Origin of the sequence: uncultured Maribacter sp. (assembly GCF_947495965.1) — a bacterium.
GTDB lineage: Bacteria > Bacteroidota > Bacteroidia > Flavobacteriales > Flavobacteriaceae > Maribacter_B.
Window position 1 is genome coordinate 384935 of the sequence record NZ_CANMBB010000002.1, and the last position, 19654, is coordinate 404588.

Sequence of the window (19654 nt, forward strand, 5' to 3'; positions counted from 1 at the left end):
AAAATACTTTATGATAATCATTTTAGAAATAGTTTAAATTATTATTGACATTCTTTCAAAATTAATCCCCATTTTTTTGGTACAATAATATCGTTAGCTTCTTTTATTGTTTCTAAATTTAAAATATCTCTAAAACATTTTCCTTTTAATATAGGAATACTAATAGTTTGCTCTTTATCACTATTATTAATAACTACAATTACTTTCTCATTTTTATAGGCTCTTTCAAATATAAAAAACTCATTTTCGTCATTGATATGTAATGTTTTATAAGTTCCTAACTGAAGTGCTGGATTATCATTTCGTATGTGTATTAATTTTTTATAATGATTTAATAAATCCTTATTAACTTCTACTTTATCTGGAACATGCGTAGATCCATCAGCATTAAAAACTTCATTTTCATAGCTGATATCTTCCCAAAGCATAGGTTTTCTACAATCTGGATCATTACCGCCCCACATACCTACTTCATCACCATAATAAATCATAGGCGCACCAACATATGTCATTTGCATAATTACAAATAACTTCTGTAATATTATATCCTCATATTTTGGCTTTCGGGTGGAATACTCAGGATTATTAAGAGCGTTGGAAATATTAAAATACTCCTCCCAATCTCTAAAGTTTCCAATACCACGATTTACTATATGAGATCCAATTCTATTGGCGTCATGGCTTCCGAAAAGATTTTGAGAAACATAAGCTACTTCTTTAGGATATAATTCTCTAAGATTTTCAAGATTCTTATTATATTGTGTTGCTGATTTACTGTTTGAATCTGGATTAAAAAAGAATTCTGCTGATGCAAAAGCGAAATTATAATTCATTTCTCCATCAAATTCATCTCCCTGCATATATGGTTTTACTTTATCTGGAACATCTATAATTTCTGCTGTCATATATGCTTCAGAATTAATTGATCTAACATGCTTTCTCCATTTTTTCCAAAAAGGATGTCCTATACAGAAAGCTACATCTAACCTCCAACCATCAATACCGTATTCGATTCCTTTATTTTTAGGATTCATCCACCTTTTAGTAGCATTAAATATATATTGCTTTGGACCTTTAACTATTCCAGTACTATCTTCTTTTAACTCTGGAAGCGATTTTACACCAAACCAACCTTCATAATCGAATTTTGTGCCTGCTTTTGGATCATCCCAAGATTTAATAATAAACCAATCTTTATAAGAAGACTTTTGTTGATTTTTTAATACATCTTGAAAAGCAAAACTATTATATCCTAAATGATTAAAAACACCATCAAAAATAATTTTCATGCCTTTATTATGTGCTTCTTCTATAAGTTTTAAACCTAGTTCATCTGCACTTGTCCAAACCCATGTAGAGGGATCAAGTGGATTTTCAGTTGCTATTAACTTTCTATCTCCTTCAGGGTCTGGTCCAAAATTAGGATCTATATGATGATAACTTTCGCCATCATATTTATGCAACGATGGTGATTGAAAAACAGGATTTAAATAAATAGCTGTAATACCTAAGTCTTTTAGATAATCTAATTTATTAATAACTCCTTGAAGGTCCCCCCCATAACGTCTTCTTAAAATATGTTTCCACATTTCTGGTTCTCCATTTGCTTTTTCATAGTCTTGAAGTTTATACCAATCGCTTCCCCAAGGATGAATTTCCCATGATTTAGGCAGTTCTTGCGGATCAGCTCCTGCAATATCTTTTATAGCTGGATTATTACTTAAATCTCCATCTTTAAAACGCTCAGGGAATATTTGATACCAAACTACGGTTTTTGCCCATTGAGGAACAAATTCCTTATCATCTGAAAAATTCACTTTGCTTTTTTCTAATTGATTACAGCTAACTATAAAAAAAAGAAAGAGCCCTCCTAGTATAGTATATCTTATTTTGTTCAAGAATTTACTCTTCATAAATATCATTAAATTACTAAGCTTCAACTAATTGACTTGGCGGTAAAGAAATTTCTGTATTGTTTACATATAATTTAATTTCCTTTTCAGATTCATTATAAAACTTACACTCCTTTTGGTTCTTGTAAACCTTAATAATTGTTCCTCTAAAATTAATTTTAAAAGAATAACCTTTCCATTCTTTAGGTATTTTAGGTGTAAAAGAAAGTGTATCATCTTTTACACGCATACCACCAAAACCTTCTACAATGCTCATCCATGTACCCGCCATAGAGGTAATATGTAGACCTTCTTCTACTTCATAATTATAATCATCTAGGTCTAACCTGGAAGTACGTAAATAAAAAGTATATGCTTGCTCCATTCTATCTAACTTAGCTGCCTGGATACTATGTACACATGGTGAAAGTGAACTTTCATGAACAGTAAAAGGTTCATAAAAATCAAAATGACGTTCTAATGCTTCTATAGAAAAATCATCCTCAAAAAAGTAGAGCCCTTGCAATACATCTGCTTGTTTTATATACGGAGAACGTAATATCCTGTCCCAAGACCATTTTTGGTTAATAGGCCTTTGTGACTTGTCTAAATCTGCTACAGTAATTAGTTCTTTATCTAAGAAACCATCTTGTTGTAAATAAACATTTTCCTCTTTAGAATATGGAAAGTAAATATTATCTGACACTTGTTTCCATTTTAAAACTTCTTCTTCAGATAAATTTGTTTTTGCCATGATTCTTTCAAAATCTGAAGCGTATTCGTCTTTTAATTTACTAATATTTTTTGCAGCATAATCAATACACCATTTAGCTAAATAATTAGTGTAAAAATTATTATTTACATTATTTTCATATTCGTTAGGACCTGTAACTCCTAGTATAACATACTTGTTATGGTTTTTAGAGAAATTGGCTCTTTGGTGCCAAAAACGTGCAATACCAATTAAGACTTCTAACCCCTTCTCAGGAATATAACTATAATCCCCTGTGTAACGATAGTAGTTATAAATAGCAAAAGCAATGGCTCCATTTCTGTGAATTTCTTCAAAAGTAATTTCCCATTCGTTGTGGCATTCTTCTCCATTCATAGTTACCATTGGGTATAGTGCAGCTCCATTGGTAAACCCTAATTTTTCTGCATTTTCAATGGCTCTATCTAGATGATTGTAACGGTACTCTAAAAGTGTTCTAGCTACATTCTGATCTTTTGTTGCCATGTAAAATGGAATACAATACGCTTCTGTATCCCAATAGGTACTCCCTCCATATTTTTCTCCTGTAAATCCTTTGGGACCAATATTTAGAGTAGCATCTTTACCTAAGTAAGTTTGGTTTAATTGAAATATATTAAAACGTATTCCTTGTTGTGCATATACATCACCTTCTATTGTGATATCTGCCATTTCCCAAATTTTACTCCAAGCTTGTTTTTGCTGATTTAGAAGTCCCTCATATCCTAATTCCGTGGCTTTATGTAAAACTTGTTTTGCAGCATTGATAAGTTCTTTTTTATGATGATTTCTATCTACTGCATAACCACCAATTTTATGAATTGTAAAGGTTTCTCCTTTGTTGATAGACTCTGCATATGTAAAACTGATTTCTTTCTCTGTTTTGTTAACTTCGGCTTGTAATGTAATACTATTATTGTTTATAAAACATTCAGACTGCATAAAAGTACAGGTATGAAAATCAGTTTTCATCGTTTGCGCTTCTATAAATGCCTGATTATCTTTTACTACTAAATTAGAAATATTCCAAAACGCATCATCCCAATTAGAATCTTCATTAGTAATACCTGCATCAATAAAAGGAGATAAAGAAATTTCTACATTAGAATTAATAGGCGTTATGGAATATTGAATTGCCCCTACTTCGTCTAATTCTAAACTCAAAAAACGTTTTGAATCTACTTTTATAACAGTATTATTCTGAAGCGTAGCAATAAAACTTCTAGAAAGCCAACCTTCTTGCATATTAAGCTCACGTCTAAAATTTTCTACTTTTTTACACGCAAATAAATCAAGCTGTTCATTATTAATAACAACATTAATACCTATCCAACTTGGAGCATTAAGCACTTTTGCAAAATACTCTGGATAACCATTTTTCCACCATCCTACTCTAGTTTTATCAGGATAATAAACTCCTGCAATATAACTCCCTTGGAAGGTAGGCCCCGAGTATTTTTCTTCAAAATTTGCGCGTTGCCCCATGGCTCCATTACCAATACTAAATAAACTCTCTGAAGACTTTACTTTTTCTGGGTTAAAACCCTCTTCTATGATTGACCAATTATCTGGTTGTATGTAATCCTGATTCATTTTTTCACTTACTTTTTTAAAGTTTCTTCAACTAATTTCTCCATAAAACTTTCGGATATTTCCGACAAGCTCCCAAAAACATAATCTGCTTTATTTAAAGTTGCTTTATCTCCAACACCAATAGATATCATTTTTGCTGCATTAGCAGCATCTATACCAGCTATAGCATCTTCAAATACTACACATTTCTCTGGCTTTACATTTATTTTTTTTGCTCCTATAAAAAAAACTTCTGGATCTGGTTTAGCCTTAGAAACATCATTACCATCTACTATAGCACTAAACCTTTCATACAATCCTACCTTTTTTAGAATAAACGGTGCATTTTTACTTGCAGAACCTAAAGCATATTTAATATTATTTTTTTCTAAAAAATCTAAAATCATAATAACTCCTGGCAATATTTCTTTGGCTGTCATTTTACCTATATACTCTAGGTAATCTTCATTTTTATCTACTAAAATTTGCTGTTTTTCTTCTTCAGATATTTTAACATTATCTATTCCTAATAAGATTTCTAAAGAAGCTACTCTACTTACTCCTTTTAGCAACTCATTGTGCTCTTGAGTAAAGTTTATATTTAATTTATTAGCTGTTTTTTTCCATGCTAAAAAATGGTATTTAGCCGTGTCTACTATTACACCGTCTAAATCAAATAAAAATCCAATATTTTTCATTTTTAATTTTCTTCTGTTTGATATGAAATTGCTTTTTTATTTGTAATCAGCAAATTACTTAAACCGGCAATTATAAGACTACTACCTGCTACTATCATAGCATTAATGGTTTGTTCTCCAAAAAGATTAGATACATAGTTTATTCCTCCTAATGCTGCTATAATCTGAGGAATGACAATAAACATGTTAAAAATTCCCATAATAACTCCCATTTTATTAGGATCAACAGAACTAGAAAGCATTGCGTACGGCATTGATAAAATACTTCCCCAAGCAAAACCAATTAAAGTAAATGACAGATATAAGTATTCTGGCGATGGTATAAAATACATAGATATAAATCCTATGCCACCCAATATGAGCGATATCATATGTACGTATTTTCTATTTATTCTTCTTTTTGAGGTATATACCACTAAAAACAAAGCAAAAATCATAGAAGATAAACCATGTGTGCCCATATATTTCCCTACCTCGTTAGATGATTCTTGAAATGCTGTGTTCACCGTATTAAAAGCTGCTACATCTGCAGCAACGGTCATATCATAAGCACTCTCTATAGGTGCAGGCGTGTTAAATATATGTTCTGTTATTGCAGGATTAGCTAAACTCCACATGGTAAAAAAAGCAAACCAACTGAAAAACTGAACTATCCCTAGTTTTTTCATAGTTAACGGCATAGAGCCAATGCTCTTTAAAATATTTGGAATAAATTGATTCTTCTTCTCCTTTTCTTTTTTAAAGGCTTCCATATTTTCTGGCGGGTACTCTGTAGTTGTAAAAACGGTATACAATATACTGACTAAAAAAACTACAGCTCCTATTGCAAAAGCAACTTTAACAGACATTGGAATTACACCAAGATCCGCAGAATCAGTAACTCCTAATTTTGAAACCATCCATGGTAAACTACTAGCTACCCACGTTCCGATACCAATAATTAGGGTTTGAACAACAAAGCCAAAAGAACGTTGTGAATTTGGAAGTTTATCGGCAACGAGTGCACGAAAAGGCTCCATAGAAATATTTATGGATGCATCTAGCACCCATAAAAAACCAGCAGCAATCCAAAGCGTTGGAGAATAAGGAACAAAAAATAAAGCTATAGAACTTAATATAGCACCAATTAAGAAATAAGGACGACGACGGCCTAACTTTGAGTGCCAAGTGCGATCACTCATATATCCAATGATTGGTTGCACTAGTAAACCTGTTAAAGGTGCTGCAATCCATAGAATTGGAATATCATCTATATCAGCACCAAGAGTTTGGAAAATTCTTGACATGAAACCGGCCGTTAAGGCCATTCCAAATTGAATTCCAAGTAATCCGAAGCTCATGTTCCAGATATCCCAAAATTTAAGTAATGGTTTTTTATCTACCATAAAAGTATTCTTTTTTAATACAATTATGATAAGTGAAAAGACTTATCAAAACTGATGTTATTTAATTATGAGAAGTAAAATAACAAGTTTTGATGGGGCTAATATACTATTTTCTTTTAAAGACTAAAAAATTAAATTGATTTTGTAGACTCTCTTTCTCTTAATGAGGTCTTAATTACTTCTTTTATAAATGGTTTTTCTTCCTCTTCTTCATCCTCTAACCTTTCTATAAGTATTTTAGCAGCTTTTTCTCCCATTTTATATCCATGCTGTACTATTGTTGTAAGTCTTGGGTAAAAATACTTTGAAAGTAATCCATTTGTAAAACCAATAAAAGATACATCTTCTGGAATTTTCAACCCTCTATTTAAGGCTTGCCTCATTGCAGTAACTGCAAAAACTTCATTTACAGATAAAACTGCATCAAACTTCTGATCTTCAAAAAGGGAAGAAATTTGATTTTCACAATGTTCTATATTTTCTATTCTAACTATAATGTTTTCATCTACTTGTATTCCAGCGTCATTTAATGCATTTAAGTACCCCATTGTTCTTTGTTTACCCACGCTTACATAATCCATAGTAGTAAGCAATGCTATTCTTTTACATCCAGAAAGTATTAAATGGTTAGTAGCATTATAAACTGCATAAGCATCATCTACAACAATTTTATCACAATTTATTTCCTCTGTAACTCTATCAAACATTACAACTGGCATGCCTTGGTCTATTACCTCTAAGAGATGATGGAAATCTTTTTTCTTTTGTGTTTCTTTTGTTAAGGATAATATAAAACCATCTATACTACTGCCTGCTAAAGTCTCCATATTAATGACTTCTTTATCAAAAGACTCATTGGATAAACATACTATTACATTATACCCTAAATTATTTGCTGCAGTTTCTATACCTGAAATCACAGTAGTAAAAAAATGATGCACTATTTCTGGAATAATTACACCAATATTCCTAGAACGCTTATTCTTTAAACTTATAGCTATACTATTAGGTTTATAATTTAATAATTTTGCAAAAGCTTGTATTCTTTGTGTTGTTTCTGCACCTATTTCTTTTCTATTTCTTAAAGCCTTGGATACCGTAGAAACAGAGACATCTAATTCCCTTGCTATTTCTTTTATGGTTACTTTTTTCTTCACTAAAATTCTTATTTATTATTAAGTAAACTCATTTTGCTCTTAAAAATTATCTAGTAAGAACAAAATTACAATTATTAATTATTCAATTTTATGCGAAAAAATAACATATTTTTCAATATTTTGCTTGAATATTCACAAATTCACAAAAAACTTATTAACACGAAAACGTTTTTCTTAGTATACGAAAACGGTTTTCTTAGGTTTTTAAGGATTTATCATGTTTTTTAAATGATTTCTTTACATAATTTTAACACCGAGAAGTAAACTAACAAGTTTAAAAAACCAATACTTAAAATTAACTGTATGAAATCAAAAAAAAAATTTTTACTATTAATTATATTCCTAATTACTTTAGGAATTAAAGCACAAGACTCTGTGAGTGGTTTAATTACCGACTCCGAGACTAATGATCCAATTCCTGGCGTAAATGTTGTAATTAAAGGTACAACAACTGGTACAGTATCAGATTTTGATGGTAAGTATCAAATAAATGCTAAAGAAGGAGATGTTTTAGTATTCTCTTATATTAGTTTTAAAACTTTAGAGATTGCAGTATCTTCTAAAACTGTTAATGCTAGCTTAACAACAGATACATCCCAATTAGAGGAGGTAGTTGTTATAGGCTACGGAACTACAACTGTAAAAGACGCTACAGGGGCAATTGAAAAGGTAAGTACTAAAGAATTTAATGCTGGTGCTATTACCTCTCCTGAACAATTAATTACAGGAAAAACTGCTGGTGTTAGCGTAATTCCTCCTGGTGGACAACCTGGACAAGCAGGTACTATCACAATTAGAGGTAATTCTTCTCTATCTGCAAACAACAGTCCTTTAATTGTTATTGATGGAGTTCCTATAGATCAAGGAACAACAGGTGGAACTACGGTATCTGCTTTAAATTCTGTAAACCCAAACGATATAGAAAGTTTTGTTGTTTTAAAGGATGCATCTTCCACTGCTATTTATGGATCTAGAGCATCAGCTGGGGTTATCCTAATTACCACGAAAAGTGGTAAATTAAATTCCCCTTTAAAATTTGAGCTAAGTACTAATGGTTCTGTAGGTACTGTTAATAGAAGAACAAATGTATTGAATGCAAGTCAATATAAACAAACTTTAATAGGGTCTCAAAATGAAGCATTAGCACTATCATTAGTAGGAAATAATGATACTGACTGGCAAGATTTAATTTTTCAAGATGCTATAGGTACAGATACAAACTTTACGTTATCCAAAGGTTTTAATAGTTCTTCTATTCGAGCTTCTGTTGGATACACCACACAACAAGGGGTTATAAAAACATCTAAATTTGAACGTACTTCTGCTTCTGTAAACTTTAGACAAAATTTACTAAACAATACACTTAAAATCAATGTAAATTTACGAGGCGCGCATACCAATGATGATTTTATAAACGGTGGAGTAATTGCTGCTGCAGCTACTTTTGACCCAACACAAACCGTACTAAGTGGTAACAATAACTATGGAGGTTATTGGGAATGGCTTAATTCAGATGGTACTGTAAATAATTTAGCACCAAGAAATCCTGTAGGTTTGCTAAACCAACTAACAAACCAAGCGGAAACAGAAAGAGCTCTAGGTAATATAAAACTGGATTACAAATTTCCTTTCTTAGAAGGCTTAAGTGCAAATGCAACCTTTGGATTTGATTACAATGAAAGGTATGGTGAAACTAATACAGATCCTAATTCTGCAACTGCAGAAAATGCGCAAAGTATTACTGGTGACTATGGTAGTCTACGTAGAAGTACAATGGCTGATGTGTTCCTTAATTATAAGAAAGAATTAGAATCTATTAAAAGTTCCATTGAATTAACCGCTGGACACACTTACCAAAAGTTTTATAGAGAAAATTTTTCAAATAACCCTTTAGTAACTGGAGAGGCTAATTCAATATTTTTTGCAACACAAAATGCATTAGAATCTTACGTAACCCGTTTACGTTATTCCTACGATAGTAAATATTTATTATCTTTAAGTTATAGAACAGATGGATCTTCTAGATTTAGTGAAGATAACAGATGGGGTGATTTTTATTCTGCTGCTTTTGCTTGGAATATTTCAGAAGAAAATTTTCTAAAAGATTCTGAAACTATTTCTAATTTAAAACTACGTTTAGGATACGGAGAAACTGGTCAACAAGAAGTAAATGTTGATTTTGGTTATTTACCTGTTTACCAAGAAAGTACAGATAACCAACAATACCAGTTAGGAAATACTTTTTATAACACTTTGAAACCATTAGGATACGATCAAAATCTTAAATGGGAAGAGTCTAGTACATACAATATAGGATTAGATTATGGTCTTTTTAATAATAGAATAACAGGTAGTATTGAATATTACACAAGAGAAAGTAAAGATATTTTAAATCAAATACCTGTTCCTGCTGGGACCAATTTAACAAACCAAATAGTTACTAATATTGGGACTTTAGAAAATAGTGGTTTTGAATTTTCTATTGGTTCAGACATTATTCAAAAAGAAGATTTTAATTGGAACATAGGCTTTAATATGTCATACTTAACCGATAAAATTACAAAATTAAATACGGTTGATGATCCTAATTTTATTGGCGTACCTGTTGGAGGAATTAATGGTGGTGTTGGCAACACAGTACAAATACACCAGGTTGGAGCTCCACAACGATCTTTTTTAGTATATGAACAAGTCTATGACGATAACGGTAAACCGGTAGAGGGTGATTATGTAGATAGAGATGGTGATGGTATTTCTGGAGGAACATCCGATACTGGAGATTTGTATATAAAAGAAAAGCCAACAGCGGATTATTTATTAGGTCTATCATCTTACACTACGTATAAAAACTGGGATTTAAATTTCACAATGAGAGCTAGTATTGGCAACTACGCTTATAATAACGTAGCTTCCTCTACGGGTAATGGTTTTGGATTAAATTCTTTAAATTCTAATAGAAATGTTCATGCATCTATTTTAGATACAAACTTTGCAAATAACCAATTATTATCAGATTATTATATACAAGATGCTTCATTCTTAAAAATGGATAATATTACTTTAGGATATAATTTTAATGACCTTATTAAAAATGACAAAATAGGATTTAGAGCGCAAGTTACTGTACAAAACGTATTTACAATTACAAATTATGATGGTATTGATCCAGAAGTAAATAATAATACTGCAACAGGTGTGCTTAATCCTGGAATTGACAACAATTTCTTTCCAAGGCCTCGTACTATATTATTAGGATTAAATCTAAACTTTTAAAAAAAATAAAAATGAATAATTACAAACATAAATTTAATATAGGCATTATCCTTTTGGTTTTTGCCACATTTTTCTCATCATGTGAGAAAGAATTAGATCTACAACCTATTACTGAGAAAACATCAGAAAATGTTTTTAGTGACACGGATGCTTATAAACAATCCTTAGCTAAAATATATGGAGGATTCTCTCTAAGAGGTCAAGATACTAGTGGGAACAATGATGATATTTTTGGAATTGATGGTAATTTCTCTAATTACTTAAGAATGTTATTTACTATTCAACAATTATCAACAGAAGAAGCTATTATTGCATGGAATGATCAAACCATACATAATTTTAATAACCATTTATGGGATTCTTCAGATATTTTTGTTACGGCAATGTATTCCAGAATATATTTCCAAATTGCTTTGTCTAATCAATTTTTAAGGGAAACAGAAGAAAGTGTATTAGATTCTAGAGGAAATGTAGACGCAACATTAAAAAATGAAATTGCAGGTTTTAAAGATGAAGCTCGTTTTTTACGCGCATTTAGTTACTGGCATGGTTTAGATATGTATGGTAGTATTCCTATAGTAGATGAAAATGATCCAATAGGAGTATTTTTCCCAAAACAAGCAACTAGCCAGGAAGTTTTTGATTTTATTGAGGCTGAATTGTTAGATATTGAAACAAGGTTACCTGCTCCTAGACAGAACGAATATGGTAGAGCAGACAAAGCTTATGCATGGATGTTACTTGCTAAGCTGTACCAAAATGCAGAGATATACACTGGAACTGCAAAAAATACAGAAGCATTGGATTTTACAAATAGAATAATCAATAGTAATGCCTATTCTTTAGTTCCTAATTATAACTATTTATATTTAGCAGATAATGATAGAAACGGTGCTGAAAATGAAATCATTTATCCTTTCCTATTTGATGGTATTACAAATGCTGCTTTTGGTGGAACTACTTATTTAGTTCATGCTGCAATAGGTGGCTCAATGGATGCTTCTATTTTTGGAGTAAACGGTGGCTGGGGAGGCCTTAGAACAACAGAAAAATTTGTTGAAAAATTTAGTGATATTTCTGGAAATACAGACTCAAGAGCTATGTTCCATACAGACGGACAATCCTTAGAAATAACTAATCCTTTTGACTTTTCCAATGGTTATGCTGTTACAAAATACAGAAATGTAGATATAAATGGTGTTGCTGGTTCTGATGCATCTGGAAATAATGTAGATGTAAATTTTCCTGTATTTCGTTTAGCAGATGCATACTTAATGTATGCCGAATTGTTTCTTAGAGGAGCTGGCGGAGATGCTGCGACAGCAGTTGGTTATATAAATCTATTAAGAGAAAGAGCATATGGAGATGCAAGCGGTAATATTTCTGCTGGGGATTTAACATTAGACTTTATTTTAGATGAAAGATCTAGAGAGTTGTACTGGGAAAACCACAGAAGAACTGATTTAATACGTTTTAACCAATTTTCTGAAAATAGTGTATGGCCATTTAAAGGTGGTACAGAAGCAGGTGCTCCATCTGAAAGTTTTAGAAACTTATACCCTATGCCTAGTGCAGAATTAAACGCAAACCCTGAATTGGTTCCTACTCCTGGATACTAATTATAAAGTTTTAAAATATAAAAAATTAATTTATAGTATTGAACATTAAAATGTTTGAGAGTTAGTTAGTTAGTATGGCCGATTGCACTGTTGCAATCGGTCATTTTTTTTAGATACAGGAAAGGATAGCTGACAATAAAATTAATAAAGTGAAAATTTATGATTTCAGTATGACAAATAGTGGGTACCCAACTGTAGGTAGGGACTTTTTTTCTTTGATTTGATTGTAAGTATTTATGTAAAGTAATAATCCAGGGTTATTTCCATTACCATTTTTTCTCATTATATATTCATCTTGATTAATTACAAAAATATCTTCAGAACCATTAGCAATGCTATCTTGAATTAAAATAAGATTTTTATTCATCTTTAAAAGAACTTTCATAATCCTATAAAAAATTGGAAATCTAAAACAATATTTGATTACAGCACACATATAACGCAAATATTAACTACAGATGCTACCGGAGAAGTAAGTATAAAAGCCCCTGCTAATAATTATTCAATATGGTCTATTAATTAAAAAACAGAAAGCTTAAGAGCCAAAACGCCTATTATATTTTCATAGGCGTTTTAACATTACTTTTTTGTCTTTTTAAATAATAAAATATTTTATTATTCTATTGTATGAAGCGTTGCATAACTAGCTATTTCTTCTGTAGCAATATTTAATGATTCTCCATAAATCTCTTTTACAATCGCATGTAAATCTGGTATAACATTTCTTGCGAGTTTGGAATTGCCATTTAATAAAACACAAATACCCAAATCTGATTCAGGGTAGACTGCAATTTCATTTCTATAATTATTGACACTCCCTCCATGATGCCACATAGTAGTAGTTTCATTAGTTTCTACGTCCTTAAATTCGTGTATACGCCAACCAAAACCATAAGCAGATTTAATATGACCTGGCCAACGTTGGTAATATTTACTATGCCCTTTTAGAGCCACAAATGGCTTAAAAACTTCACTTAATGTATTTTTTTTCATTATTTCAGGGTTATGACCTAGTAAAAATCGCATCCATTTGGCCATATCTAAAGAACTAGCGTTAATGCCCCCTGCAGCTACTGCGTTATAATATTTATTGGTTAATGGTAAGCTCCTCCAACCATTTTTTATTTTTGTATGTGGTAAAGCTACATTCGTATTTCTTATAATATCTTTATGATTCATAGAAACCGTTGTCATACCCAAAGGTTTAAAAAAACGTTTCTTCAAAGCTGTAGTAATTTCGTTTCCCGTAGTCTTTTTAATTACTTCTTGGCTCAAAGAAAACATAGCATTTTGATAACTATAAACCTCTCCTGGCGCACTAATAGGTTTTATAGCGTTAAAGCGCTTTGCTATAGTTGTTATGGGTAAACCTGCTTCTATTAAATTGGTAAAGCTATGATACGCTGTACCAGAAGTATGGGACAAAATATGTGCTAATTTTATATGAGACGTATTCTCTTCATCTCCAAAATGAAAGTCTGGAATATAATCCGTGATTTTATCATCCCAATTAAGTTTTCCTTCCTCTTTTAAATCGGCCGTTAAAACACTAGCAAAACCTTTAGAAAGTGAACCTAATCTAAAAACTGTTTCCCCATTAACCTTTTCTTTTTTATGTATATTTCTTTTACCAAAACCATCAGAAATAACAATAGAATCTCCATGTACAATACTAACTCCTGCTCCAACAATAGCACCTGATTTAATTTCCTTTTCAAAATATAGGCGTATTCTCTTATACAACTCGTCCTTATTCTGTAGATACCTAAGTTCCTTTTCTTTATTAATTTTTATTTTTTCTGAAGAAAGTATTAACGCAGATTGTTCAATATCTATTAAATCTTCTCTTTGCTTATTAATATAAGTAAATGCAGCAATATATAGCAGGATTAAAAGCGTGGTGCCTGCCAAAATTTTATAACGTTTCACAGTTTTTTTTGATTTGGTTAATGATCTGTGGTTAGTAAATCAAACTCTAAAACGTAATTATTATTAAAATGTTTTATTTACGGCATTACTAATTATAGTCCCTTCTACTCTATTAAAAAATAGTTTTACTCGATAATCGAGATTTAAATGCTCCGACGCTTGCGTCGAAATCAATGCTAATTTTCCTTCTAATGCCTCGTGGGATTACCCCAAGGCAGTTTACTTAAAAAGCCCTATTTGGTTATAACAAATAGGGCTTTTTTATCAAAAAAAAATGATTTTTTTTATAAAATATAATCTGTACTGACAAAATTAGAAACTTTAGCATCTAATAACTGTTCTATAACTTCTGTATTTAAATCGTTGTCTTTAAAAGCTACAAATGTTCTAATAGAAAAAGAACGTAAAGCATCATGCACACTTAAAGTTGCTTGGGCAGAATCTTTTCTACCTGTAAAAGGATATACATCTGGACCTCTTTGACATGAACTATTTAAATTAACTCTACAAACTAAATTCACCAAAGAATCTATTAACGGAGCAAGCGCATAAATATCTTTCCCAAATAAACTTACTTGCTGTCCGTAATTACTTTCTGCCATATCATCTAAAGGCTCCTCTATATCCTTAAAAGGAACTATAGGAATTATTGGGCCAAATTGTTCTTCTTGGTATACACGCATATCTTTACTAACAGGATAAACTACGGCAGGCCAAATATAATTTTCTGTTGTTTTTCCTCCTTTTTTGTTTAATACTTTACCACCTTTTCCTTTAGCATCATCAATAAGTTCCTGAATATATTGTGGTTTTCCTGGTTCTGGTAACGGTGTTAATTTTACTCCTTTTTCCCAAGGGTTTCCAAATTTTAAAGCATCTACCTTTTCTGAAAAACGTTTATTAAACTCTTCTACAATATCTTCATGAACATATAATACTTTTAATGCAGTACATCTTTGTCCGTTAAAAGACAAGGTACCTGCTAAACACTCATCTATAGTTAAATCTAAATCTGCATCTGGTAATACAATTGCTGGATTTTTAGCCTCTAAACCTAATACTAAACGTAAACGGTTACTTTTTGGGTGTTGCTCTTGTAAAGCATTTGCAGATTTACTATTACCAATAAGTGCAAGAACATCTACTTTTCCGGTTTGCATAATTGGTGCTGCTACTGCTCTACCTCTACCAAAAACAATATTAACCACCCCTTTTGGAAAACTACTTTGAAAAGCTTCTAAAAGTGGTGTTATTAAAAGAACACCATGTTTAGCTGGCTTAAATATGGTAGTATTACCCATTATAATAGCTGGGATCAATAAGGCAAAAGTTTCATTTAAAGGATAATTATATGGTCCTAAACATAAAACAACACCCAATGGTCCTCTTTTAATATGAGCATAAACCCCAGCGTTTTTTTGAAATTTAGCAGCATTACGATCTAACTGTTTATAATCTTCAATAGTATCATTAATATACTCTACCGTTCTATCAAATTCTTTTTCGGAATCTGGTAAAGATTTTCCAATTTCCCACATTAAAAGTTTTACAATCTCCTCTCTTTTAGCACTCATTTTTTGCACAAAAGTTTCCATACACTCAATACGGTCCTTTACATGCATAGTTGGCCATACACCTTGTCCTTTGTTATAAGCACCTAAAGCAGCATTTAAGGCGTCTAAAGCCTCTGTTTCTCCCATGTCTGGAATTGTTCCTAAAAGTGTAGGTTTATAATCACTTGTTGAGGATATAGTAGAGAAAACTTCTGTAGAATTACCACTCCAATCTTTTAATTCTCCATCTATCAAATACTTTTTTTGATTGATAACTTCGGTAATTTGATATTGCTCTGGAATAATTGCTTCTTTACTCATATGTGTTACTTTTTTATGAATTTGTCGTGTTAAAACTTAATTCTATACAACGAAGTTAATAAAAACAAGAAGTAAAGAACCTTCTAAAACACCTTATTTTTAAGGAGTTAAAGACGAAAACGTTTTCGATATTTATAATATCATGAAAGAAATAATATATGTTATTATACTAAATATTGAAAAAGGTCTGGCTTGTCATTTAAATATTCTCCAAAGAAATTATTCTCCTTCATTCTTTTAATTAAAGGAGCTAAATCGGATGGAGTTTTTAACTCTATCCCAACTACTGCAGGAGCATTTTCTTTATTAGATTTTTTGGAATATTCAAAATGAGTAATATCATCTGTTGACCCTAAAATTTCAGCCACAAATTCTTTTAGCGCACCTGGACGTTGCGGAAAACGAACAATAAAATAATGTTTTAATTTTCCATATAACAAAGCTCTTTCTTTAATTTCAGCAGTTCTAGAAATATCGTTATTACTACCACTAATTACACAAACTACATTTTTTCCTTTTATTTCTTCTCTAAAAATATCTAAGCATGCAATGGTTAAAGCTCCTGCTGGTTCTACAACAATAGCATCTCTATTGTACAAATCTAATATGGTTTGGCAAACTTTACCTTCTGCTACCGTTACCATCTTATGCAAACCCTCTTTACAAATAGCAAAAGTGCGGTCTCCTACTCTTTTTACAGCTGCACCATCTACAAACTTATCTATTTTTTTGAGCTCTGTATTTATATTTTTATCTATTGATGTTTTCATAGAAGGAGCTCCTTGCGGCTCTACTCCTATGATTTTAGTATTGGGAGATACTGCTTTTACAACACCAATTAAACCCGAAGCTAATCCGCCACCGCCAACTGGCACAAAAATATAATCTATAGGTTTTTGGGTTTGATTTAAAATTTCTAAACCAACTGTCCCTTGCCCTTCAATAATTTTAGGGTCATCAAAAGGATGTATAAACGTTTTATTCTGTGTCTTGCAATATTGTTTTGCTGCTAGGAAAGAATCATCAAAAGTATCGCCTTCTAAAACAACGTTTATCCAACTTTCTCCAAACAGTTTTGTTTGCTCTACTTTTTGCTTTGGGGTAACTGCAGGCATATATATTGTGCCCTTAATACCTAAGTAATTACATGCATAAGCAACTCCTTGTGCATGATTACCGGCACTTGCACAAACTATTCCGTTGTCTCTTTCTATTTTAGAAAGGGAACTTATTTTATTATATGCTCCTCTAATTTTATAAGAGCGTACCCTTTGCAGATCTTCTCTTTTTAGAGAAATATTTGCATCATACTCTTTAGAAAGTCGTAAATTAAAAGAAAGCGGCGTAACATCCGCTACTTGCTGAATGTTTATCGCCGCTTTCTTAATATTCTCAATTGTTGGGAAGTACGTCATAGGTTTTGTACTCCCTCAAGTTCTCCCAAGGGAGGGAAATTTATTTATACAATTGGTTTCATAGCTGTCATAGAAGCTCTTAATCTTGCTCCTACAATTTCTACTGGGTGCTCTCTAAGTGCTTTATTTACTTCAATTAATTTAGCATTATCTACACCTGAACCATTACCTTCTCCATAGTTTTTACCAATAACATCAGTATCTATATTCTTCATAAAGTCTACTAATAAAGGCTTACAAGCATGGTCAAATAAATAACAACCATATTCTGCAGTATCTGAAATTACTCTGTTCATTTCAAATAATTTTTTTCTTGCAATTGTATTTGCAATTAATGGCGTTTCATGTAACGACTCGTAATAAGCAGACTCTCCAATAATTCCAGAATCGGTCATTGCTTCAAAAGCTAACTCTACACCTGCTCTTACCATAGCAACCATAAGCACCCCATTATCATAAAATTCTTGCTCAGAAATCTCTACAGAACCAGCTGGAGTTTTTTCAAAAGAAGTTTCTCCCGTAGCAGCTCTCCATCCTAATAAATTTTTATCATCATTAGCCCAATCTTCCATCATAGTTTTAGAAAAATGACCTGTCATAATATCGTCCATATGTTTTTGGAATAACGGACGCATAATATCTTTAAGCTCCTCAGATAATTCAAAAGCTTTAATTTTTGCTGGGTTAGATAAACGATCCATCATATTGGTTATTCCACCATACTTCATTCCTTCTGTAATAGTTTCCCAACCATATTGAATAAGTTTTGAAGCATAACCAGCGTCAATTCCTTTTTCAATCATCTTATCAAAACAAAGAATAGAACCTGTTTGTAGTAAACCACAAAGAATGGTTTGTTCTCCCATTAAATCAGACTTTACTTCTGCAACAAAAGAAGAGTCTAAAACTCCTGCTCTATCTCCACCAGTAGCAACAGCATACGCTTTTGCTTCTGCTTTTCCTTTTCCTTGAGGGTCATTTTCTGGGTGCACAGCAATTAACGTTGGCACACCAAATCCTCTTTTATACTCTTCTCTTACTTCGGAACCAGGGCTCTTAGGAGCAACCATAATTACGGTAAGATCTTTTCTTATTTGCGTACCTTCTTCTACAATATTAAAACCATGAGAATAAGAAAGCGTAGCTCCTTTTTTCATTAATGGCATAACTGCTTCTACTACTGCAGTATGTTGCTTATCTGGAGTTAAGTTTATTAATAAATCTGCCGTAGGAATTAACTCTTGATAAGTACCTACAGTAAATCCGTTTTCTGAAGCATTTTTAAAAGATTGTCTTTTTTCTTTTATAGCTGCATCTCTTAAAGTATAAGAAACATCTAAGCCAGAATCTCTCATATTTAACCCTTGGTTAAGGCCTTGCGCACCACAACCTATAATTACAACTTTTTTTCCTTTCAATGCAGATACACCATCAGAGAATTCTGTAGATTCCATAAACCTACATTTTCCTAATTGTGTAAGCTTATCTCTTAATGATAGTGTATTAAAATAATTTGCCATTTGTGTACTTATTAAGTGTTTTTAATTTATTTAGTTTTGATTAAATTCTTTTAATAATGCCGATATTGGCATTTCTTCTTTGGTAACCGCTATTCTACCAGATCTTACAAATTGCATAATGCCATAAGGTTTTAATAAATCATGCATAGCATCTACCTCATTACGCCTTCCCGTTTTAGAAAGAACAAAAAACTCTCTAGAAACTGTTACAATTTCCGAATTACTTTCTTTTATAATATTTTGAATTTGTCTTTCATCAAAAAGCAAACTCGATTTAATTTTAAACAAAGCAGATTCTTGGTATATAGTTTCATCATTTTTATGATAATAGGCCTTGATAACTTCTATTTGCTTTTCTATTTGACCAACAATTTTTCTAGCATTTTCATTATTTTCTACAATAACAATTGTAAACTTAGAAACCCCGTCTATTTCAGATTTAGAAACATTAAGGCTTTCTACATTAACATGGCGTTTTAAGAAAATCCCTGATATTCTATTTAGTAATCCAACATTATTTTCTGAATAAACCGATATCGTATACGTTTCTTTTTCCATTACTACAAATT

At 31.6% G+C, this 19654-nt stretch carries 14 protein-coding genes; 3 read left to right on the forward strand and 11 right to left on the reverse strand.

The annotated features are described in order from the left end of the window. Positions 1-41 precede the first annotated feature (41 nt). From Q0820_RS06125 to Q0820_RS06145, 5 genes are all read right to left on the reverse strand, one after another. Positions 42-1817 (reverse strand): glycoside hydrolase family 13 protein, encoded by a 1776-nt coding sequence (locus Q0820_RS06125; protein ID WP_298486095.1) that lies wholly within the window; start codon positions 1815-1817, stop codon positions 42-44. Positions 1818-1929: 112 nt separating this feature from the next. After that, positions 1930-4236, reverse strand: coding sequence for a glycoside hydrolase family 65 protein (locus tag Q0820_RS06130; RefSeq protein WP_298486097.1), 2307 nt, complete (start codon positions 4234-4236; stop codon positions 1930-1932). Positions 4237-4244: 8 nt separating this feature from the next. Next, a complete protein-coding gene (gene pgmB, locus Q0820_RS06135; RefSeq protein WP_298486099.1) occupies positions 4245-4913 on the reverse strand; it encodes a beta-phosphoglucomutase in 669 nt (222 codons plus the stop codon). A 2-nt stretch (positions 4914-4915) separates the two neighbouring features. Next, a complete protein-coding gene (locus Q0820_RS06140; protein ID WP_298486101.1) occupies positions 4916-6298 on the reverse strand; it encodes an MFS transporter in 1383 nt (460 codons plus the stop codon). Between the two features lie 131 nt (positions 6299-6429). Beyond that, on the reverse strand, positions 6430-7455 hold the full coding sequence (locus tag Q0820_RS06145) for a LacI family DNA-binding transcriptional regulator (protein ID WP_298486103.1): 1026 nt from the start codon (positions 7453-7455) through the stop codon (positions 6430-6432). Between the two features lie 303 nt (positions 7456-7758). On the opposite strand from Q0820_RS06145, the gene Q0820_RS06150 reads away from it, so the two are divergent. Both Q0820_RS06150 and Q0820_RS06155 read left to right on the forward strand, forming a co-directional pair. Beyond that, positions 7759-10728: a SusC/RagA family TonB-linked outer membrane protein gene (locus tag Q0820_RS06150; RefSeq protein ID WP_298486105.1), complete on the forward strand. Its 2970-nt coding sequence runs from the start codon at positions 7759-7761 to the stop codon at positions 10726-10728. An 11-nt stretch (positions 10729-10739) separates the two neighbouring features. Further along, positions 10740-12347: a RagB/SusD family nutrient uptake outer membrane protein gene (locus tag Q0820_RS06155; protein ID WP_298486107.1), complete on the forward strand. Its 1608-nt coding sequence runs from the start codon at positions 10740-10742 to the stop codon at positions 12345-12347. A gap of 157 nt (positions 12348-12504) precedes the next feature. Here Q0820_RS06155 and Q0820_RS06160 read toward each other — a convergent pair whose 3' ends face one another. Next, positions 12505-12714 carry a hypothetical protein gene (locus Q0820_RS06160; RefSeq protein WP_298486109.1) on the reverse strand — a complete coding sequence of 70 codons (210 nt, stop codon included), beginning with the start codon at positions 12712-12714 and terminating at the stop codon, positions 12505-12507. 24 nt (positions 12715-12738) lie between these two features. Between Q0820_RS06160 and Q0820_RS16965 the strand changes: the two genes are divergently transcribed. Beyond that, positions 12739-12870, forward strand: coding sequence for an alpha-amylase domain-containing protein (locus Q0820_RS16965; protein WP_366941649.1), 132 nt, complete (start codon positions 12739-12741; stop codon positions 12868-12870). 92 nt (positions 12871-12962) lie between these two features. Here the strand turns inward: Q0820_RS16965 and Q0820_RS06165 are convergent, their stop codons facing one another. From Q0820_RS06165 to ilvN, 5 genes are all read right to left on the reverse strand, one after another. After that, positions 12963-14276 (reverse strand): serine hydrolase, encoded by a 1314-nt coding sequence (locus Q0820_RS06165; protein ID WP_298486111.1) that lies wholly within the window; start codon positions 14274-14276, stop codon positions 12963-12965. 284 nt (positions 14277-14560) lie between these two features. Then, positions 14561-16150, reverse strand: a complete 1590-nt coding sequence (locus Q0820_RS06170) for an NADP-dependent glyceraldehyde-3-phosphate dehydrogenase (RefSeq protein ID WP_298486113.1) — start codon at positions 16148-16150, stop codon at positions 14561-14563. A 164-nt stretch (positions 16151-16314) separates the two neighbouring features. Beyond that, positions 16315-17565 (reverse strand): threonine ammonia-lyase IlvA, encoded by a 1251-nt coding sequence (ilvA, locus tag Q0820_RS06175; RefSeq protein ID WP_298486115.1) that lies wholly within the window; start codon positions 17563-17565, stop codon positions 16315-16317. Between the two features lie 44 nt (positions 17566-17609). After that, positions 17610-19085, reverse strand: a complete 1476-nt coding sequence (gene ilvC / locus Q0820_RS06180) for a ketol-acid reductoisomerase (RefSeq protein WP_298486117.1) — start codon at positions 19083-19085, stop codon at positions 17610-17612. Between the two features lie 30 nt (positions 19086-19115). Further along, complete coding sequence (gene ilvN / locus Q0820_RS06185; RefSeq protein WP_298486118.1) at positions 19116-19643, reverse strand: acetolactate synthase small subunit; 528 nt, start codon at positions 19641-19643, stop codon at positions 19116-19118. Positions 19644-19654: the final 11 nt, after the last annotated feature.